This window comes from Methanoculleus marisnigri JR1, from assembly GCF_000015825.1.
In the GTDB taxonomy this organism is placed as follows: domain Archaea; phylum Halobacteriota; class Methanomicrobia; order Methanomicrobiales; family Methanoculleaceae; genus Methanoculleus; species Methanoculleus marisnigri.
Genome location: NC_009051.1, coordinates 2,174,570 through 2,194,469 on the forward strand (window position 1 = coordinate 2,174,570; position 19,900 = coordinate 2,194,469).

General features: G+C 64.4%; 20 protein-coding genes. 10 read left to right on the plus strand and 10 right to left on the minus strand.

Annotation, left to right across the window (positions count from 1 at the left end; genetic code table 11):
• Nucleotides 1-19 precede the first annotated feature (19 nt).
• Entirely contained in the window at nt 20-2,287 is a 2,268-nt protein-coding gene (locus MEMAR_RS10765) for an ATP-binding protein (protein WP_245526601.1), read from the minus strand.
• A 466-nt stretch (nt 2,288-2,753) separates the two neighbouring features.
• On the opposite strand from MEMAR_RS10765, the gene MEMAR_RS10770 reads away from it, so the two are divergent.
• On the plus strand, nt 2,754-4,193 hold the full coding sequence (locus MEMAR_RS10770) for a sensor histidine kinase (protein WP_143706396.1): 1,440 nt from the start codon (nt 2,754-2,756) through the stop codon (nt 4,191-4,193).
• Here the strand turns inward: MEMAR_RS10770 and MEMAR_RS10775 are convergent.
• From MEMAR_RS10775 to MEMAR_RS10790, 4 genes are all read right to left on the minus strand, one after another.
• Nucleotides 4,177-4,659 (minus strand): DUF2124 domain-containing protein, encoded by a 483-nt coding sequence (locus tag MEMAR_RS10775; RefSeq protein ID WP_011845015.1) that lies wholly within the window; start codon nt 4,657-4,659, stop codon nt 4,177-4,179. The genes MEMAR_RS10770 and MEMAR_RS10775 overlap by 17 nt on opposite strands.
• A gap of 51 nt (nt 4,660-4,710) precedes the next feature.
• Nucleotides 4,711-5,058, minus strand: coding sequence for a hypothetical protein (locus tag MEMAR_RS10780; RefSeq protein WP_011845016.1), 348 nt, complete (start codon nt 5,056-5,058; stop codon nt 4,711-4,713).
• A 58-nt stretch (nt 5,059-5,116) separates the two neighbouring features.
• Nucleotides 5,117-5,302, minus strand: a complete 186-nt coding sequence (locus MEMAR_RS10785; protein ID WP_011845017.1) for a 2-hydroxymuconate tautomerase — start codon at nt 5,300-5,302, stop codon at nt 5,117-5,119.
• 82 nt (nt 5,303-5,384) lie between these two features.
• Nucleotides 5,385-6,272, minus strand: a complete 888-nt coding sequence (locus MEMAR_RS10790) for a polyprenyl synthetase family protein (protein WP_011845018.1) — start codon at nt 6,270-6,272, stop codon at nt 5,385-5,387.
• Nucleotides 6,273-6,395: 123 nt separating this feature from the next.
• Here MEMAR_RS10790 and MEMAR_RS10795 point away from each other — a divergent pair, with 123 nt between their 5' ends.
• Complete coding sequence (locus MEMAR_RS10795) at nt 6,396-7,322, plus strand: phosphotransferase (protein ID WP_048063845.1); 927 nt, start codon at nt 6,396-6,398, stop codon at nt 7,320-7,322.
• Nucleotides 7,298-7,960 carry an HAD family hydrolase gene (locus tag MEMAR_RS10800; RefSeq protein ID WP_011845020.1) on the plus strand — a complete coding sequence of 221 codons (663 nt, stop codon included), beginning with the start codon at nt 7,298-7,300 and terminating at the stop codon, nt 7,958-7,960. Before MEMAR_RS10795 ends, MEMAR_RS10800 begins: the two co-directional genes overlap by 25 nt.
• Before the next feature lie 116 nt (nt 7,961-8,076).
• Here the strand turns inward: MEMAR_RS10800 and MEMAR_RS10805 are convergent, their stop codons facing one another.
• Nucleotides 8,077-8,901, minus strand: a complete 825-nt coding sequence (locus tag MEMAR_RS10805; RefSeq protein ID WP_011845021.1) for a hypothetical protein — start codon at nt 8,899-8,901, stop codon at nt 8,077-8,079.
• 42 nt (nt 8,902-8,943) lie between these two features.
• On the minus strand, nt 8,944-9,429 hold the full coding sequence (locus tag MEMAR_RS10810) for a GTP-binding protein (protein ID WP_011845022.1): 486 nt from the start codon (nt 9,427-9,429) through the stop codon (nt 8,944-8,946).
• Between the two features lie 210 nt (nt 9,430-9,639).
• On the opposite strand from MEMAR_RS10810, the gene MEMAR_RS10815 reads away from it, so the two are divergent.
• The 3 genes from MEMAR_RS10815 (at nt 9,640) to MEMAR_RS10825 (ending at nt 13,489) form a co-directional block, all read left to right on the plus strand.
• Nucleotides 9,640-9,993, plus strand: a complete 354-nt coding sequence (locus tag MEMAR_RS10815; protein WP_011845023.1) for a hypothetical protein — start codon at nt 9,640-9,642, stop codon at nt 9,991-9,993.
• A gap of 110 nt (nt 9,994-10,103) precedes the next feature.
• Complete coding sequence (locus tag MEMAR_RS10820; protein ID WP_011845024.1) at nt 10,104-10,634, plus strand: HEAT repeat domain-containing protein; 531 nt, start codon at nt 10,104-10,106, stop codon at nt 10,632-10,634.
• Nucleotides 10,631-13,489, plus strand: coding sequence for a M1 family metallopeptidase (locus tag MEMAR_RS10825; protein WP_011845025.1), 2,859 nt, complete (start codon nt 10,631-10,633; stop codon nt 13,487-13,489). The genes MEMAR_RS10820 and MEMAR_RS10825 overlap by 4 nt, the downstream gene beginning before the upstream one ends.
• A 302-nt stretch (nt 13,490-13,791) precedes the next feature.
• On the opposite strand, the gene MEMAR_RS10830 is transcribed toward MEMAR_RS10825, so the two are convergent.
• Nucleotides 13,792-14,631: an MBL fold metallo-hydrolase gene (locus MEMAR_RS10830; RefSeq protein ID WP_011845026.1), complete on the minus strand. Its 840-nt coding sequence runs from the start codon at nt 14,629-14,631 to the stop codon at nt 13,792-13,794.
• Between the two features lie 179 nt (nt 14,632-14,810).
• Between MEMAR_RS10830 and MEMAR_RS10835 the strand changes: the two genes are divergently transcribed.
• Nucleotides 14,811-15,203: a hypothetical protein gene (locus MEMAR_RS10835; RefSeq protein ID WP_011845027.1), complete on the plus strand. Its 393-nt coding sequence runs from the start codon at nt 14,811-14,813 to the stop codon at nt 15,201-15,203.
• A 7-nt stretch (nt 15,204-15,210) separates the two neighbouring features.
• Here MEMAR_RS10835 and MEMAR_RS10840 read toward each other — a convergent pair whose 3' ends face one another.
• Together MEMAR_RS10840 and MEMAR_RS10845 are read right to left on the minus strand one after the other, a co-directional pair.
• Entirely contained in the window at nt 15,211-15,936 is a 726-nt protein-coding gene (locus MEMAR_RS10840) for a 2'-5' RNA ligase family protein (RefSeq protein ID WP_011845028.1), read from the minus strand.
• Between the two features lie 27 nt (nt 15,937-15,963).
• Nucleotides 15,964-16,179 (minus strand): hypothetical protein, encoded by a 216-nt coding sequence (locus tag MEMAR_RS10845; protein WP_011845029.1) that lies wholly within the window; start codon nt 16,177-16,179, stop codon nt 15,964-15,966.
• A 441-nt stretch (nt 16,180-16,620) separates the two neighbouring features.
• Between MEMAR_RS10845 and MEMAR_RS10850 the strand changes: the two genes are divergently transcribed.
• From MEMAR_RS10850 to MEMAR_RS10860, 3 genes are read left to right on the plus strand one after another with little or no spacing between them, the layout of a single operon-like run.
• Nucleotides 16,621-17,862: a COG1361 S-layer family protein gene (locus MEMAR_RS10850; RefSeq protein WP_245526602.1), complete on the plus strand. Its 1,242-nt coding sequence runs from the start codon at nt 16,621-16,623 to the stop codon at nt 17,860-17,862.
• Nucleotides 17,859-19,070: an ABC transporter permease gene (locus MEMAR_RS10855; RefSeq protein ID WP_052291870.1), complete on the plus strand. Its 1,212-nt coding sequence runs from the start codon at nt 17,859-17,861 to the stop codon at nt 19,068-19,070. The genes MEMAR_RS10850 and MEMAR_RS10855 overlap by 4 nt, the downstream gene beginning before the upstream one ends.
• Nucleotides 19,071-19,074: 4 nt before the next feature.
• Complete coding sequence (locus MEMAR_RS10860) at nt 19,075-19,764, plus strand: ABC transporter ATP-binding protein (RefSeq protein ID WP_011845032.1); 690 nt, start codon at nt 19,075-19,077, stop codon at nt 19,762-19,764.
• The last annotated feature ends 136 nt before the right edge of the window (nt 19,765-19,900 follow it).

Consider the following 19,900-nt stretch of genomic DNA (forward strand, 5'->3'; position numbering starts at 1 on the left):
GAGATAAGAGTTTTCCCGGTCAGGGCTTCCGGCCGGATGTCGGGACGATCCGGACGTTCATCTTCTCCGAACCGATGATCAGGATCCCCTCTCCCGGCTGGAAGTTGAGAAGATCCTTCTCGCTCACCTCGAAGAACTTGGCGTTTTCCTGGGCCTGCTTTTTGTTCTCGGAGCGCATACAGAACTTCACGGCGATGTTTGCAAGGATCTCCTCGTTGAAGTGGGCGATCAGCTGCGACGCGAGGATCAGCGAGACCCCGAATTTCCGCATCTCGGTCGCGTACTTGTTCAAGACCGCCTTGATCGAGGACTTCGAACCGCTCTTCTGGCTCACCAGGAGTTTCGCCTCGTCGACAATCACGAAGAGCCGGAACTTCGCCCGCTCGTCCTCCGTTCCGCGCGGGATCTCGCCCGTCGCCTGGAGGGTATAGTAGATCCGCCGGAGGAAGAGGTCCGCGAAGAGGTAGCGCAGGTTCTCCGGGAGAGCGTTTAAGTTGATATGGGTGATCCCGCCGGAGAGGATCGTGGGGATCGAGATCTTCTCCTCCCCCGAGAAGAGCTTGTAGTCGAAGATGTCCTCGAGGTAGGCCGGTATTGCTTCGTCCTCGCAGTTCATGATCTCGCCCTCGATGTCGTCGAAGTCGAGCACCCGTGTCCAGGTCTCGGTCTTCCCCGTGATCCCGGACATCCGGTAGCAGTCCTTGATGATGTTCTTGATCTTCCGGCGCTGCTGGATGCCGAGCGTCGGGAAGTTGATCGAGATGGCGTCGACGAAGTCCGAGGTCGCCCGGAGCGGGGTGATCTCGTCGATATCGGGGTCGAGTTCCAGCGGGTTGAAGTAGTACTCACCGCCCTCGCGGATCTTGTACGACCGGATATCCCCGTCGCTTGCGGCCATGTCCCCGTGGAAATCGATCAGGACGACCGGCATCTCCTTTGCCGCGAGCTCTGAGGCGACGCACCGGATCGTCTCGGTCTTGCCGGCGCCCGAACCGCCGAGGATGATCATGTGGCCGTTGTTGAGCTGGCCGGGCGACCAGTTGACCTGCTGCCCGTCCTGCGCATGCCCGAGGAAGATGTCGAACCCCCCCGACCGGGGTGCTCCTGCCGGGACGTGTGACGGTTCGGGGGAACGGCGTTCCACAAAGACGGCATTTGAGGAAGGGCCGGGGGACGGGGCGGCACGCCGGCGTGCGGGCGGCGGCGTGATCGGGAGCGGTTCCTCCATCTCCTCTTCCTCCTCTTCGTCGGGGAAGACGAACTCTTCCCACTCCTCCTCGGCCGCGGGTGTTCCGACCGGGATCTCTTCCGCGGCGGGAGACGGTTCCTCCGGGGTGGGGGAGGAAGGCTCCGCTGCCGGGGCGGAACCATCGATGACGATCTTCTCGGCGATCTCGGCCATCAGCGCCTGTTCAAGGTCGCGCAGAAGCGTATCGTAGAGGTTGCGGTCCTTGACGATGAACCGGGCGAGGTCGACCCCGTCCTCCTCGCGCACCCCCTCGAGGACGTAGATCGCGTCGTCGAGTTCCGAGAGCACCCTCGCGAGTTCGCGGCGGTGGGCAGGCGATGCGCGGATACGGTCGTAGTCCTCGCCGCAGGCAAGGTAGCGCAGAACGGTGAACGTCGAGTAGAACGACTCGAGGAGCATGTCGTAGTGCTCCCTGATCGCCGGATCGATCTGTTCGAGCACCCCCTTGAGGATGTACGCGAACTCCGGCGGGAAGGTGTAGACGACGCCGTCGGCCTTTGCACCGTCGAGATCGTAGGCGTAGGCGAGAACCGCGCACCCGGCGGCCCTGAGCCGGGAGGCGAACCGTTCGCACTCGAGAAAAAGGCCCGGACTGTTGTTGAGGAGGAAACTGATGAACGTCTCTTCGGTGCGGGGGAGCGTGGATGGGAAGGTCTTGTTGACGAACGACCCCTTCACGGTCCCTGCGAGAAGTGCCGGGACGATCTCGTGGATCTCGCGGGCGAGACTCTCGATGTCCAGCGCCCGGAGCCGTGCCTCCATCAGCGGCCGGGCTATCGCCTCGCCGGTAGAAGTCGCCGTTAACACCGTCGTGCCGTGCCAGGAGGCGGACTCGATGAGGCCGACCTGCCTGAGCGCAAAGAGCGGCCCGGACGTGTAGGCGTAACAACTCTGTTCGACCACCCCCGCCCCTTCTCCCCGGGACGACGCGCTGTTCTGGGCGATGTAGATGTAGAGAAGTGTCTCGACGATGTCGCGAACCTCCTGCAGTCGGAAATCCCGCAGGTACTCGGTGACGGCGGGAGGGAATGACTCCATCAGGGGAGGAATCTCGGCATCTGCATAGCCTGTTGCTTTAAGTGCTTTGGCAAGGTCTGTTGACACGGATTCACCAGCGGGTGCATTCTTCTCGTGGTGCCGGGCTTTCCCGGGCAGTGACGGCACGGTGCGCTGCACGATACCGCGTCACGCGACGCGGCCCTGCGGGCAACCGCACCAGTGAAGCGGGTAGTTGGAATAGTTTCGCTCTACGACCTATTAAACATAGGCAGTTTGCAGAAAACCGGCTGCATCCGGCAGAATGCTCCCGTACCGGGGAAGCGCTCCGTTGCATCCCTCCGGGAGAGGCGGCGGCCACAACCCGGCGGATCTCCTGTTTCCAACCCCCTCAAAAATCGCCACATAGACCCTGATTTCCGACAACCCGCCGGAATCCCGGGGCAGCATTCATACTCACAATTATATATTATTATGATTATATATTTCCCTGCCGAGGTGGTACCCCGTGACTACCCTTACCGAACACCAGCGAGTGGCCATCGTCATGGCACTCCTCGCAATATCGGTCTTCCTGACCTACTACTTCCACGCCATCCTGATGCTCGGGACCGTCTTTTCGCACTTCTTCTACATCCCGATCATCCTGACCGCGCTCTGGTGGGAGAAACGGAGCATACTGGTCGCCATCTTTCTCGGCGGGCTCGTCGTCATCAGCAGCCTCCTTTATCGACCCGAACTCCTGACCCTGAACGACTACGGGCGCGCGCTGATGTTCGTCGTCATCGCTTTCGTCGTCGCGTCCCTCTCCGAGCAGCTCAAAGGGCGGGAGCAGGAGGTGAAGAGACAGAGGGATCTCGTGCAGCGTTACCTGGACGTGGCGGGCGTCCTCTTCGTCGTCATCGGCACCGACCATACCATCCGGCTCGTCAACCGCCACGGGTGCGAGGTGCTCGGCTACCGGGAAGAGGAACTGCTCGGGAAAGACTGGTTCGATACGGTTGTTCCCGGAGCGTTCCGGGAGGTGCGACGGCAGACCTTTAATGAGATGATTGCCCGGAAAACCAGCATTCCAGGGCAGCGGGAGCACCCTGTCGTCACGCGGAGCGGCGACGAACTGATCCTCGCGTGGCAGGACACCGTGCTTACCGGAGACGACGGTCAGCCGATCGGGATAATCGGGTCGGGAGCCGACATCACCGATCGTATCCGGGCCGAAGAGGAGATGCGGAAGGCCCATGACGAGGCAAACCTCTACCTCGACATCATGACGCACGACATCAACAACGCGAACGGCGTCGCTCTCGGGTATGCCGACCTGCTCGAGGCGATGCTCGACGGGGGGGGCCAGGAGATGGTCCGAAAACTCAGGGCCGGCGTCGGCCGGAGCATCGAGATCATCCAGAACGTCACGACGATAAGAAGGCTACATTCCCATGAGACAGCGACGAAGCCCGTCGACCTCGACGCTGTCGTCAGGGCCGAGATTGCCCACCATCCTGGTGCCCGGATCGCCTACAGCGGAGAGACAGTCAGGGTCATGGCCGACGACCTTCTCTCCGAAGTCTTTGCCAATCTCATCGGCAACAGCATCAAGTTCGGGGATCCGGGAGTCGAGATCGCCGTCAGGGTCGAGGAGAGCGGCGATAAGGTTCTGGTCTCGATCGAGGATACCGGGCCGGGAGTATCCGACGCGGTCAAACCAACCCTCTTCACCCGTTTTGCGCGGGGGACGAGCAGCAGGAGCGGAAAAGGGCTCGGCCTCTACATCACCCGCACCCTGGTCGAACGCTACGGCGGTCGGGTATGGGTCGACGACCGGGTTCCGGGGCGTCCCGGACGCGGCGCGGCGTTCCGGTTCATCCTCCCCCGGTCGAGCCGGGCTCGGGAGCCGCCGGCCTCTCCCGCGCCGCCGGCGGCCTGCCGGATAGTCACCGCCAGACCTTGACCGGGTCAATGGCGGCGTCGATGATCAGGTCGAAATCAAGAGCGTCGAGCCAGCCCATCTTCTCAAACATCTGCATGAAACAGATGCCCACGACCTTCGCCCCGGGATGGGCGGCGACGACCGACTGCACCGCTTCTTTCTCGACCGGGACGCCCGGCATCGCGAGCCCGCCCATCAGGACGATCACCTTCGGGTCGAGGCTGACCGCGTCGCCGGAGACCTGCATCCCGACACCCTCGACGGGGCGAACCGTCTTCGCCGCCGCCTCGTCCACGTACGGCACGTAGACCTGCTCGAGGGGGAGATCCCGGACGGCGAACCCCAGGAGTTCGATAAAAGGGGTGCAGGTGCCGGGGCAGCCGTAGTAGACGACCTGATCGCCCTCTTCGAGGCCTGCCTCCTTGAGGTATGCCTTGAACGGCCGGAGCATCCCGGGGACGCCGGAAAGTTGCTCTTTTAATTCCATAAGGGTCTGGTTGTCGCCGGGGCATATACCGTTTCCGGATGCGGCCAATCCTTAGAGCAACCCGCACCCGGAGAGGTGGTAGAGCCGCTCGACCCTCCCGGCCGCCTCCTCCGATACCGCCTCACGGATGCGAACGAGAACGGTCTCGATATCCTCTTCGGGCATGCACCCGAGGTCCTCCCGGCCGGCGAGGATCTGGTCGGCGAGGTACCCCCAGTCCTCGTCCGAGAGCCGGGCGACTCGCTCCGCAAAATCCTCCTCGTCCGCTGCGATGTGGTTGGAGACCGGCGGGAGGATCGAGTGGAACTCGTGGCCCGACTCCGGGCAGAGGACACCGCTGTACTCGGGCGCCAGTTTTCTCAGGATGGCAAAGTCCCTCTCGTCAAGTTCGCGTGCCATGGTTCCGTCCGTTCACGGGAGGCGTCTTTTAGCAAAAAAGTGTTCGGCGATCAAGGTGCTACGACTCCGAGAGGAGTTTTCCTGCCCGGGCGATGCTCTCGGTCTTGAGTTCCTCGAAGAAGATGGTGACCACCTGCGGCTCGACGCCGAACGTCTTCGTGACCGCGGCGGTGATCTCGTCTGCGAGTACCCGTTTCTGCTCAAGCGTCCGTCCTTCGGCCATACGAATGGTTATTACCGGCATGATCTCTCAAAAGAGTGTGGGGCGGAGCGGTATTTATCGTTGCGCAAACGTCTCGAAGCAGGGAATCGGGAACGGCGTGCCGTCACCCGGCAGGCACTTCTCCCGCCATCGTGAGCCCCACGATATCCCTGACCGCCTGCCCGAACGGTTCCCACGCTTCCGGCGGCACCCGCCGCCGTCCGGCGTTCGTGATCCGGGCGGCCGCACCGCTCACCTCCCGCTCGAGAATCCGTCCAAGCGCCTGCCGGGTTCCGTTATTCCCCGGGACGCACCGGAGGAGGAGCGCCTCCGACCCCGGTCGGGAGCCCCGGACCCCCGCACCGGGTGCGCGGAGATCCGCGATGTCGTCGGCGACCTGCATCGCCTTCCCGGCGGCGAGGCCGAACTCGCCGAACGCGGCGACGACCGCATCCTCCTTCCCCGTCACCATGGCACCCCAGGCGGCCGCGAGCGAGAAGAGGCACCCCGTCTTTCTGGCGACGATCGCGTCGTAGAGTTCGGCCGCCGGGAGATCCGGGCCCCCGAGCATCTCCCAGGCCACGCCCCGGGCCATCTTCCGCTGGGCCGACGCAAGCATCGTCACGTATCCGGCACCGTAAGGAGCGGCAAGCGCGTAGGGGAGGGCGAGGATGCCGACGGCGTCGAGAACCGCCCGCCCCTCTCCCCGGGTGAGGTGAAGAGAGGGAACGCCCCGCCGTGCGGTATCCCCGTCCAGCATGTCGTCGAGGATGAGGCTTGCGGCGTGGGCGAGCTCGACGGCGCAGGCGAGGTCGAGTGCCTGTCGGGTGGGTGCTGCCGTGCGGGCGAGACCGGCGTGGATGTAGAGAAGGAGTCCTGCCCGCATCCGCTTTCCCTTCGAGAGGAGAGCGAGGACGGCGGAGTCGATCTCGCCCTCGCCGCCTGCCGTCTCCGCGATCCGGCGGTCGACGACAGGCCGGATCTTCTCAAGAAATTCGCGAAACGGTATCATGGCTCGTCACCCACGCCGATGCCGGTGCACCCGGTTAAGACGTCGGGACGGTAAAAAGGTGTGGGTCTCCACGAGTATCTTCATTGCCCTGCAGAACCTCAGGACCTCCCGGTGGTACGGCAGTTGATCACCGGGAAAGGATACCTGAAGGCCGACGATGCGTTCGGGAACTGGCTCGCGGAAGTCCTCGCCGACCGGTTGGCCGGGTGGCACGGTACGATCCGGGCTTGCCGGATGGAGCCTGCATCGCATGTCGTCTGCCGGTACGAGTTTCCCGGAACGGGATTGACCGTAGTCGGCAAATTCTTCGGCGCGCCGACCGGTGCGAGAACCCGCTACAACGCAGATGCGGCGATGAAAAACGAGTTTTCGCGGCTCCACCGTGTGTCCGGCTGGATCCGCGTCCCCCATGCCATCGCCACGAACAGCCGGTTTAAATTCGTCCTCGTGACCGAGTACGTCCCGGGCCCGACCCTGCGGGAACTCCTCGATGCGGGGGTATCCCTGTACGACCCCCTGACCGGCGTCGCACACCTGCTCCGCCGGCTCCACGACGGCACGCGAACCTCATGCAAACGGGAACGCGATTTCGCCTACTTCCACGCAGTGCTCGACCAGAACGGCCTTCCCGGACCCTTGAGGAAGTGGTTCGACCGCCTGCTCGGGGCGTGGTGGCACAGTACGCGGCTCGACCGGGAGGGGTGCACGGTCCACGGCGATGCCACGCTCAGCAACTATCTCTTCGACGGCGGGGTCTGTGCGATCGACTTCGAAGGGGCCCGGAACCACACCCACCCGGTTCGCGATCTCGGCATCCTGGCCGCGGAACTCAGGGCATCGGGCGGGAGCATTTCGACTGCCGAAGACTACATCGGCCACCTGCTCTGGCACTACAGCCGTAGTGAAGAGGAGTTCCGGCACCATACCGCCGTCCTCCCCTTCTTCATGGCGCTCGGGCACCTCAGGATCGCACGGCTGCCCTGGCGGACGGCGGAACGTGACTGGCTTTTAGCGGAGGCGGAGGCATGTCTCGGCGCGATCCACCGGTAACGGGAGTTCTCTTCGACTGCTACGGGACGCTCATCGACGTCCTGACCGACGAAGGGGATATCGAGACCTACCGGTGCCTCTCGCGATGGCTCATCTACCAGGGGGTCAGGATCGCTCCCGAGGACCTGCAGGATCTCTACACCGGCGGGGTCAGGGAGGCGATCGAGCGGGCCGGAGGCCCCTACTCCGAGGTTCGGGTCGAGGAGGTCTTTGCCGGCATCTGTGCCGAACATGCCGTCTGGAAGATCGACACGAAGCGGCTCGGCATCGAGTCCGCCCGGGCGTTCCGGGCCGCGTCACTCCGGCGTCTCGGTGTCATCGAGAGGACCCGGGAGCTGCTCGACCTCTTCGGCGCAAAGAAGACGGGGGTCGTCTCGAACGGGCAGCGGGTCTTCTCGGAGCGCGAGATGCGGGCGCTCGGGCTCTACGACCGTCTCGGCTTCGTCATCTTCTCTTCAGACCTCGGCTACCAGAAACCGGATGACCGGATATACGCGGCGGCGCTCGAGCGGATGCGGCTTTCCGCCCCCGAAGTTCTCTTCATCGGGGACAACGCCGAGAACGACGTCGATGCTCCCCGGAGATTCGGGATGCAGGCGCTGCACGTCGAGGAGGCGTGGGAGCGCTACGGGGTGTAAGAGTTGCGGACCCAGACACGGGTTTCAAGAGCCGGGGTGCGATGGACCCCCACAATAGACGAAAAACGGCGGGTGATCGCACCCGGCCCGGGCCATATCCTCCTCCCGGTCATGCTCTACGCCAGCTGCGCCCGGATGTGCTGCACCGTCTCGGGATACTGCTTCTCGAGCCTCTTCTTTTTGAGGTTCTCTCTCACGATCCACCGGATATCCTGATCGTCGAGGGTCGCAAGTTGCCGCAGGTACTCAAAGCCAAACGCGGGAAGGGCGGCGATGACCACGCTGAGCGTGTAGCCGAGCGCCTTTCGAAGCGCGCGGAAAGCCTCGGACTGCCGCTCTTTCGCGGTGTAGACGCGGATCAGGATCTTCCGGTGGAACCGGAGCGCCGTCTCTGCGAGGTCGGGTTCGGCCAGGAGGTCCGGCTCGGCAATCCCCGCGACCGCGGCCCGCATGGCAAGCCAGGAACCCCCCTCCACCCAGCCTTCCAGTTCCGGAACCGCCGTATCCCGCTGCCGGGAGAGGAGATCCTGAAGCCCCATCGCCACCGCTTCCCTGATTCGCCACCGCGGATCGGCGGAGGCCTCCGCGAGATGTTTGAGCGCCGCCTCGACGCATGGCGGCGATACCGACCCGATCGCCCCGATACCCCGAACACCGCAGAATCCGAGAAACTCGTGCGGATCGCCCGTCGGGGCATCCTCGGGCGAGACGCAGGCCAGCTCGACGCAGAGGTTCCACAGGATCTGCAGATCGTCGGGATCGGCAACGGCAAACTCCTGCACGGTCCCGGCAAACGCCGCCGCAAGCTCGAGATTCGCCCGGGGCCCGGGAAGACGGCTCTCCGCGCTCAGGTAGGCAAGAAGATCCCCGGCGTCGCCGCTCGAAAGAAAACTTGTGAGCAGCCGGGCAACCTCCTTGATATGGGTCTCTTTGCGGGTCATTGTCCGTAGAAAAGAACGACCCGCTGGCAGTAAAAATGATCGCTACCTGGCGGGCAGAGTCGCGACAAAGGCGTCAAGAGCCGCATGGACGTTCTCGCCGTTTCGCGCGGAGATTGGATGCACCATCTCCCCGGGGAGATCCCGGCTGACGGCCTCGGGCACCGCGCCGGGACTGTCGCACTTGTTCGCCATGAACGCGAGCGGCACCTTGAGGTCTTTCAGCTGGCCATACAGGTGCCTTGTCATCGCGTCCACTCCCGTGGTGGCGTCCACGACGATGATCGCGCCGTCCATCCCCCGCGAGAGGATCTGCCGGACAAACTCGAACCGCTCCTGCCCCGGTGTCCCGAAGAGAAAAACGGCCCTGTCTCCCACCGTCAATCTGCCGAAATCGAATGCAACGGTCGTGGGGCCCTCTTCCGAGGACGCCTCGATGTGACGGCTGCGGGGATCGAGCGCCTGGATGAAACTGGACTTGCCCGCATTGAAGGAACCAAAAACGACAATCTTGAGCCTGCCTTCTGCCATTAGACTTCTATCTGCACCAGGATGTTTTAGGGTTTCGCTATGGTGGCGGCATGGCGAGGATGAGGACGTCTCCGGCCACCCTGAAGAAAAATTATTTCCCCGTGCACCGGCAGAAGAGAAATGATCAATCCCCGGTTCCGCAGGGGGCTTCGCGCCCTCCCCGGTGCAGGCGCCCAACATCCATATAACCGGTAAATCCAAGGTACAGATATGGAGCCGGACGAAGTGGATTCGGTCGCACAGGAGATCATGGCCACCCTGGACAACCTCTTCCTTGCGGAGAGGCAGGCCCGGCTCCAGGTATCCGCACTCGAGGAACGGCAGTACCCCCTGGCCGCGACGTTCGAGATGGTCAGGGACATGGGTGCAGACACCGCCATCGAGGAGGCGCTTTCCGGGTTCGGCTTCGAGTACCACACCATCGACGAAGACGCCGAACTCTGGATCTCGGACGAGCACGGGTTGATGGTCTTCCTCTTCTTCACCGCCCCGGACGGACGGTATTACAACTACAGGATCGTCGCGTTCGACGTCGTCGGCGAGGAAGAAGAAGCATCCGCGTGACCGGCGCGCGGGGCGGCGAATCCTCCGCCGGCAGGGCGGGAAGACGTCGTGCCAGGTGCTATATACCGTAAACGACATCTGGTGTGCGGCGATAATCAGGAGGGATTGAGATGGAGCGCTCGGTAAAACGCCTCATGGAGGACAGGGAGAAGCGGCGCGAGGAGAACATCGGCAAGTACATCGAGCAGCTCTCGGACGAGAGCACCCCCTACCGGCTGCGGGCGGCCGAGGCGCTCGGGGAATGCGCCGATCCGCGGGCAGTCGAGCCGCTGATCGCCGCTCTCGCGGACCGCGAGAACGAGGTCAGGTGGGTCGCCGCGCAGGCGCTCGGGAGACTGCGCGACGCGCGGGCAGTCGAACAACTCCTCGTCCTCCTCGAGGACCGCGACCGGTGGGCGCGGCGCGGTGCCGCCTGGTCTCTCGGCGAGATCGGCGATCGGCGCGCGGTCGAGCCCCTCCTCGGCCTTCTCGGTGACAACAAGAAAGACGTCAGGGCTGCCGCTGCCGAGGCACTCGGGAAACTCCGCGACAGGAGGGCAGCAGGCACCCTCTCCGCCGCGCTCGAGGACGAGGAGGAGCCCGAGGTCCGAACGGCGATCCGCCGTGCCCTCCGCGAGATCACCGGCGAGGCGGGATTTTGACCGGGAGAGAAAGCGGAGAGCGCAGGCTCTTTCGCTACTACCCGGAGGACTTCGGGGCGCTCCCCGTCCGGGTCGTCCACATGGATCTCGTCTTCGACGTCTACGACGGGCACACCCGGGTCGTCTCCGCCCTCACCGCCGAGACCTTTGACGCGCCGCTTGCGTCCCTCGCCCTGAACGCCCGCGACCTGGACATCCTCCGCGTGGAGTCCGCCGGATACACCGTCACCCATACCTACGACCGGGACGCCGCACTCCTCACCGTCGCCTTCGACCCCCCCGTCCCGCCCCGGACACGGTTCACCCTCGATACCGAGACGATCTGCCGGCCGAGCAGCCACGTCCTCGAAGGCCTCTACTACGACGGATTCTACCCCGGCGGGCCGCCCACCCAGATCACCCAGTGCCAGCAGTGGGGGTTCCAGCGGCTGGTTCCCTGCCTCGACGACATGACCGCGAAGTGCACCTACACGACGACGATCGTCGCGGATAGCGGGTATACGAACACCATATCGAACGGGGATCCGGCAGGGCCGCGGATCCCCTGCGCTCCCGGCCGCTCCGTGCAGAGGTACGAGAACACCAGAACCCCCATGGCCCCCTACCTCTTCTTCCTCGGGGTGGGGTGCTACGACACCTATCGGCGCGAGTTCGAGTACCCCGACGGACGGACGTTCTTCCTCGAACTCCTTGCGAAACCCGGCTCGGATGCTACGGCTGCGGAGCGTGCGCTCGAGATCCTCGCGGACGCGGTGATGTGGATCCACCTCTTCACCGGCCAGGCGCAGTACCGTGACCGCGAGACCCGCGAGGAGGTGTGGCGGCTTGTGCGGGTTCGGGACGAGGCGAAACGCTCCGGGGATCTTGAGGCGCTCGAAGAGACCAGGAAGACGCTCAAAGACCTCATCTCGACCATCACGCCGGGCTACGCCTACACCGGGGCGGTCTACCGGGAGATCGCCATGCAGAACTCCGACTTCGGCGGGATGGAGAACGTCGGGAATACGACGATCGCCGCAAACCGGATCATACCCGGCCCCGATACCACCGACCCGGCCCTCGAGTACCTGGTCAGGGTGAAGGTCCACGAGTACTACCACAACGAGAACGGCTCCGAGGTGACGGGGTGGAGCCCGTTCGAGATCTGGCTGAACGAGGCCGTGACCGTCCACGTCGAGAACCAGCACCACGCCTTCCTCTTCGGCGAGGCCTACTCGCGGCTCAAGACCGTGCTCGAACTCCTCGACCCTGCGGACGGGACGCTCACGCTCGACCGGGGCGCGGGTTCGATGCCGATCGAGCCGGACGGGTTCAACGACCCGAACGACCTCATCACCGGCGTCACCTACGTGAAGGCCCCCGAGTTCGTCAGGATGATCGAGACGCTGATGGGAAAAGAGGCGTTTGCAGAAGCGCTCGGCCGCTACCACGACCGGTTCCGGCACGCGAACGCCTCGCGGACGGACTGGATACGCTGCATGGAGGAGGTCTCGGGGCAGGACTTCACGGGGATGGCCGCGGTCTGGCTGAAGGAGAAGGAGTACCCGGTCCTCACGGTAACCTCCTCGTATGACCCGGGCGAGCGCCGGTTCACCCTCGCCTACAGCCAGAACCGCTCGCCCGGCGGCCGTCTCCGGGAGTTCCCGTTCCGGTTCGCGCTCGTCGATGCCGACGGGAGGGATATCAGGGAGACGACCGCCCGGATCGCCGACGAGGCCGGAGAGATCGTCCTCGACGGCGTCGATCGGCCCGCGTTCCTCTCGCTCAACCGCGGCTGCTCCTTCTACGGGAAGACGGCATACCAGCCGCCGGAGGACGAACTCTACCTCCAGGTCGGGAAAGACCCCGATGTCGTCGGCCGGTTCACCGCGTTCCTCGCGCTCGCCGACCGGGAGATGCTCCGGCTCCTCGAGGAGCCGGACGCAGCCGTCTCCGACCGGTTCGCCGACCTCTGCGCGGCCCTCCTCGCCGACGACGCTCTCATGGAGGAGGCGGGCGGGCAGTTCCTGACCATCTTCCCCTCGGTCGAGGACGAGCGGTTCGCCCACCGTTACCGCACACTCCATGACGCGCGGCAGACCATCTATGCCGCCGTCGCCGCACGGGGCGGCGAGACCCTCCTCCGCATCTACCGGCAGGCGGCAAAAGACGCTCCCGCCGCGTCGGGGAACCTGGAGGAAGAGGCCGCGGCGATCCGGCAACGGCAGAGGAAAAACGCCTGTCTTTCGATCCTCGCGACACGCGACACCCCGGAGGTTCACCGGCTGCTCCTCCGCCAGTTCCGGGAAGCAACGGCCGCCACCGACCGGCTCACCGCGTTCTCGCTGATCCTCGAGAGCAGCGCTCCGGAACGGCAGGAGATCCTCGAATCGTTCGCGGCAGAGTCGGCAAGAAGCCCCGGCGCGTGGGAATCCTTCCTCGCCGCCGTCGCCGGGAGCGACTGCGACGACCTCGTTCCCATCCTGCAGCGGATCGAGTCCTCGCCGGCCTTCGCATTCGAGCAGGCCGACCAGCAGCGGGCGCTCTATGGGCGGTTTGCGCTGAACAGGAAGCGGTCGCTCGAGACCGAAGAGGGGCGGGCCTACCTTGCGGAGGTGCTCCGGCGGCTCGCCCCGGTCAACGAGTACAGCGCCGTCCGGGCCCTGGATGCGTTCGCGTTCATCGATGGGATGGAACCCCGCCACCGGGTGCCGGCGGTCGCGGTGCTCGCCGACCTCCTCTCCACCCTCGATCCGGGTGCACACCCGGCGATCTATAACAACGCCCGCCGCTTCCTCCTCGGCGCCCCAAAGGCCGTCCGCGCCTACGAGACGGAGCACGGGGCGATCCCGGCCCTCGGGGGGTCCAACTCCTGAAATCACTTCAAAACCCTCAAGACGGGGAGGGAGAGCCGTTCGCAATGGCAGGTGCAACCCGGAGCATAGGAGCGTGTTGATACATCCCTTCGCGGCTTCGCGCTCTTCGCGTGAGGCTTATTTGCCATCCCGATGACAACCTCGCGCGAAGCCGCGAAGAGCGCGAAGTTCGGTATGTCGCTGAGAGGAACTCCTCTTCGCATCTTCGCGTGAGCCAGTAATGCATGGATCATTGGGAGGGGATTCGATCTCAGGAAAAAGGCGTCTACAGATACCGGCCCTCCGGGAACCCGCCCCCTGATCTACCCGTACTCCAGGTGCAGCCCGACGCCGGTCTCGCGGACGTTCGCCACCTTTGCAAGGGCAATCTTTGCCGCGAGGTCGGTGCAGTGGCAGGGGTGGAGGGCAGCCGGCCGGACATCGGAAAAGTAGTCGAGGATACCCTCTATCTGCTCCGGCGGCGCATCGAGGAGATGGAACCCGCCGATGACGTCGGCAACCCGGTCTTCGTCGCAGACCTCGCGCGCCTGCTCGACAATCGAGCAGATCCCTGAGTGAGAGCAGCCGGTTATGACGACGAGCCCATCCTCGGTCCTGCAGGCGAGCGCGGTATCGTCGACGACGGTGTCGTCCCGGATGCCGTCCGGGGTGTAGATGTAGCCGCACGGGGGCGCCCTCTCGAACTCGAACCGCCGCTCGATCTCGCCGAGGAAGACCAGGTTCTCCGTCAGCCAGAGCGGGGCCGCGGTGAGGAGGACTTTCCCGTGCCGGAAGAGTTCCTCGACCGAGAGGTGGCACCCGATCTCCCCGACGCCGTCGCAGCTCCGGGTGAGGAACGCATCGGGGTGGGCGATGAACGTGGGTTCGACACGCTCGCGGCCCTCGAAGATGGCCTCGGTATGGAGCCGGATGAGAGCGTCGAGTCCCCAGGTGTGGTCAAGGTGACCGTGGGAGATGACGACATCATCGACGCGGAGGAGGTCGATCCCCATCTTCCGGGCGTTCTCGACGAAGATACCCGAGTAGCCGGCATCGAAGAGAACCCGGGTCCCGCCGTCCTCGATGTGGATCGAGAGCCCCGGTTCCGCGAGGAAGTAGCGGTCGGTGAGGGTGGTGTTATCCACGAGGACGGTCAGTTTCATCCGCAACGCCTCCGGCAGATAGCGGCGGAAGGGGTTCTCCGGGACGCTGCTTCGGCCGCAAACGGATCCATGCAGGTACTGGGGATGTCGCGGTTAAGAAAGTATCCCGAAGGCGTGCGGAGCGTGCCGCCGGAGAAAAGAAGTTACTCCCCGTGAAACGCTATGGAGGAGGAAATACCATGACAGAATCGGGTTATGAGACCTTCTCTCCCGGAGAACCGGCGGGACTCGAAGCGATCGGCCTCGCAGTCGGCGGACGGCTCGGGCTCGATCGCCTGAAAGACCTGCAGGAACGCCGCGACGTAGCGATCATCCTCTACTTCGACGAGGACCTCGCCCGGAACTCGACGCTTGATTCGGACTATGCGGACTTCCGGATCGTCCCGGTGCAGGCCCGGCCGTTCATGCCGCTTGCGGTCTTCCTGCGGGTGATGACGAAGCACGATCCGGAGTTCCCGGACCGCATGCGGCGGGAGCCCCCGACAGTCGAGGTTCTCGAGACCGGGACGATCGACCGCTACTCAGGGTGCGTCGCCTGTACGCGGCCGTACGTGAAAGCGCTGCTGTTGTAACTCCGTTCTACCGGCGAGCCGCCGTCCTGCCGCGATCGCCGTGCGCCCGGACGCCGAGATCGAACCCGGCAAGGATCCGGCGGCAGGTACAGTGGCTCCCGAGGTGGCAGAGAGCGGCCTTCGCCGCCTCGAACCGGACGGGGAAGTCGATCCCGGGTATGATCTCCGGGAGATCGCCGAACCCGATCGTGATGTGCGGCGAGTAGTGCTCGTACGCGGAGGTCTTCTGGAACCGCAGAAGGCAGTCGACGGACGGGGCGGACGCTTCCCCGGCAAACATCTCCGGACCCGCCGCGGGCGCCAGGTAGGGTTTCAGGGCGTTCATCACGCTCTTGTGAAAGAGCTGGAGGATCTCCGTCCGGAGGATGTGGAAGGTGGAGACGATCTCTCCCGCGTTCTTGTGTTTCGCAACGGAGTCGATGGTCAGGACCATGGGGGAGCATTGCCGCGCAATCCGCTCAACCTTCGCGGCGATCTCCGGGATATCCCCGCTCCTTGCCGGGAACATCGCGACCGAGATGTGCGGGAGGCAGTTCTCCCTGTCGAGACGTATCCCTCCGTCCAGGTTGCCGGCGAGCAGCGTCCGGTTCGCGCCGACCGCCATATCCATGATCGGGCCGGGCGGCAGGAGAACGACATCGACGGCGATCGTTTCGGGAAGTTCATGCATGGGGCCGAAGAGAGCGGTGGGGTAAAAAAGCGTTTTCCCCCGGAGATTCGCTTCCCGCCGCATGACGCCGCAGGCTCGTCCCGGCCGCGCTCACCACCTTACGCCGAAGATCGGCTCCTCCTCAACGAGGTTCGTTATCCTCCGGACGCTCGCCTCCACCGGGATGTCCTCTCCGCTGCAGAGTCCGAGTTTGAGCTGGTCCAGGCCTGCAGCCACCGAGTCGTCCTTTGAACGAACGCCGCTTACCGTCACCCTGAACGTCAGCGTCACCAGCCATTGGGTCGCCCCCATCTCTTCCCCCCTCATACGTGGACGGGGTATACCGCCGGTGGCTCATAAAGCCAGCTCATGACCGGGAGGCTATACCCGGGATACCCCGTGCGAAGAGCCGGCCCCTCCGGCAAGAACTGCAAAAAATGGTGGACTGATGAGTGAGATCGGAGAGCAGCACGGCGTTATGAGAACGTACAGAGGGGTGTTGAAGCGTTGCATCACGAATGGAGGTATCGTTGCAGTCACGCATCCGGTCAATCGATCCCGTACCGGCTCGCCCGTATCCCGAGCATAATATATTATGCAGGTGATAAAAATGTTTTCGCGATACCCGGCATAACGCACCACCCTGAACAGGCGGGAGCAGCCGTGCACAACGAATATATATAAACACCAGGGACTCCAGGACTCCGACGATCCGCCCGGGAGGGATGGGGAATGATCCAGGTATTTACGGCTGCGCCCCGGAGGGGCATGAAAAGGGAAACGATCGGTTGTTTCACGGGCGCACTCATTCTCATCCTGGTGCTCATCCCGGCAGCGGCGTCCGCGGCCGCCCCGTCGGTGATCGTCTCCAACTACACCGTCACCCCTGCCGTCCTGATGCCCGGCGACGAAGGGACGATCACCGTGGTGCTCACGAGCACGGCTATGCCGTCCTCGGGATCGCCGCTCAACATCATGCTTGACCCCGGCACCGGGGAGACGAACACCTCTGCGGAGACGGAGGAGAACGCCTACATCGAGAACGTGCTCCTGCACAGTACGGACGTCGAGGTCATGAGCGGGAGCTTCCAGGATATCGGCGAGATCGGCCCCGGCCAGTCCTTCCCGCTCACGTTCCGGATTCGCGCCCCGGGAGAAGAGGGGATCTACTTCCCGGAGGTCTGGGTCAGCGTGCGGGACGGGGCCAGCGTGCGGTATCCCGTGCCGGTGAACGTCAACTCCGCGCACGCCCTGATCAAGAGGCCCGCGCTCCGGGTGGAGAGAACCGTCCCGGCGTCCGTCGACCCGGGCGACCCCTTCAACGTCACGCTGACCATCCATAACGACGGTCAGGCAAGCGCGAGCGACATCTCCGTCGGCGTCAACGCCACCTCCGGCGGGATCGCCCCGCGGAACTCGGAGAACTACTACATCCCCGAACTCCAGGCGGGGAATGACGCCGTCCTGAACCTGACCTTCGAGACCGATGCCAGCGCACGGCTCGGGCTTACACCGATCCTCGTCACCGTCGATTACCGGGGTGCCGATCTCGCGCCGTCCAGACAGATCGCGACGATCGGGATCCCCGTCGTCGGCAGCGCCGAGATGGGCGTCGCTTCCGTCAGAACCGAACCCGCCCGGATCGCTGCCGGGGACACGGTCGACCTGACGATCCGGCTGGAGAACACCGGGACGGCGGATGCGGAATCGGTCAGGGCGACCATCGAGGATCTCGCCCTCCCGGGTTCGAAAGAGGCGTTCCTCGGGACGATTGAGCCGGGAAACGACGGGCCCGCCATCTTCTCACTCGTTGCCGACGAGGCGGGAGAGTTCGGCTACACCCTCGTCGTCCGGTATACCGACGACTACGGCGAACATACGGTCAGGCAGCCCCTGCAGGTTGTCGTCACCGAACAAAGCCCGTTTCCGATGATCGTGGCCGTGGCAGCCGTCCTCGTCGTCGCCGTCGCGGCCGCGATCTACTGGTACCGGCGGCGAAAGGAGGAATGACCGCGGTGTTTTCAGGCATCAAGGTCTCCGCGTTCCTGGCATGGAAGTCAATCCAGCGCGGGAGCCAAGGAACGCTCGCCCTCACCATCATGATCATCGCCCTCATCTTCGTGAACCTGGTCTTCCTCCCCTCCATCATCTCCGGGGTCGTCGTGACCTTCGACGCCCAGTCAATCGACTTCGACGTCGGAAACCTGGTCGTCGAGCCCCGGGAAGGCAGCCGGTATATCGACGGCGTGGACGGCCTCCAGAAGAAGGTCGAGCAGATCCCGGGAATCACCGGCACGTCGCCCCGTATAACCGCCGGGGCGACGTTCGTTTACCGGGGGCGCAACGCCGCCAGCACGCTCTACGGCATAACCCCGGAAGACGAGCGGTCGGTGACCAGGATCGCCGAATATATGACCGCGGGAGAGTTCCTCTCGGACGGCGATACCGACGCCATCATCATCGGCGCGACCCTCGCGGGGACGGAAGGGGTGGAGGAAGGCGGCCTCCCTTCGCTCCGGGGGGTCGAGGTCGGCGATTCGGTGGAGGTGGCCTACCCGAACGGCGAGACGCGAACCTACCGGGTGAAGGGAATCTTCGAGACCCAGTCATTCGGCGTCGATACGGCGGCCTTCGTCACCACCCGCGAGATGAGCGAGGTGCTCGGGCTCGATGATCAGGCGTCCGCGATCCTGGTGAAGACCGCGGTAAACGGCAGGGAGGAGGAATACAAGAGGGAGATCCTCTCCTACGGCGTCCAGGAGGATGTCCTGACGTTCCGGGAGAAGTCGGGAGGGTTCGTCGAACAGGCGATCCAGAGTTTCAACATCATCAACGCCATCTCGACACTCGTCAGCCTGATCATCGCCATCGTGGTGGTCTTCATCGTGATCTTCATCAACACCGTGAACCGGCGCCGCCAGATCGGGATCCTGAAAGCAATCGGCATCGACCAGCAGATCATCATCAACTCCTACGTCCTCCAGGTGCTCTTCATCACCGCCGTCGGGGCTCTCGTCGGGATCGGGCTGAACGCCGGGGTGACGACCTACCTGACCGCCTACCCGCTCGTCTTCCCCGGCGGCCCGGTCTACCCGGACGTGGAGGCGTCGGCCATCCTCCGGAGCATCGCAAGCCTCTTCGCGGTCTCGGTGGTGGCGGGCTACATCCCGGCGTGGCGGATCGCGCGGGAGGATATCCTCACCGCAATCAGGGGATGAAGAGATGATCGTCGCGGAAAACCTCATGAGGGTCTACACGATGGGGAAGGTGGAGGTCCGCGCCCTTGCGGGGGTCTCGCTCGAGGTCGCAAAGGGTGAGTTTGTCGGGATCATGGGCGCGAGCGGCAGCGGCAAGTCGACGCTCCTCCATATCCTCGGGCTCCTCGACCGCCCCACCTCCGGTGCGGTCACGATCGACGGAACCGACGTCCTCGCCCTCTCCGACCACCGGCGAACCCTCTTCCGGCTGAACCGGCTCGGCTACGTCTTCCAGGACTACGCGCTCATCGGGGAACTCACCGCGCTCGAGAACGTCTACTTAACGTCGCTCGTCCGGGGAGCACCGAAAGCCGAGTACATCGAGCGGAGCACCGATATCCTCCGGCGGGTCGGCCTCGGCGACCGGATGGATCACCGGCAGAGCGAACTCTCGGGCGGCGAGCAGCAGCGCGTCGCGATAGCCAGGGCGCTCGTGAACAACCCGAGCATCCTGCTCGCCGACGAACCCTGCGCAAACCTGGACAGCCGGACCTCGAAGAGCATCCTCGACCTCTTTGCGCGGTTAAACGAGGAACTCGACCAGACGATCGTGATGGTCTCGCACGAGGAGTGGCACAAGGAGTACTTCTGCCGCATCGTCACGCTCCGGGACGGGCTGATCGGGGAGATGGTGGAATGCAGGAAGGAGACATAACCCCGCCATCCCGGCCAGGGTAGAATCGGAAAAAACGGCGGAGACATTTTCATCTCGCCGACGGCAAAGAAGTTCAGCCCGGAGCATGCGGCGGCGTTGATGGCGGAGGCGGGCCTGGAGGTCAGGACGGTGGCGG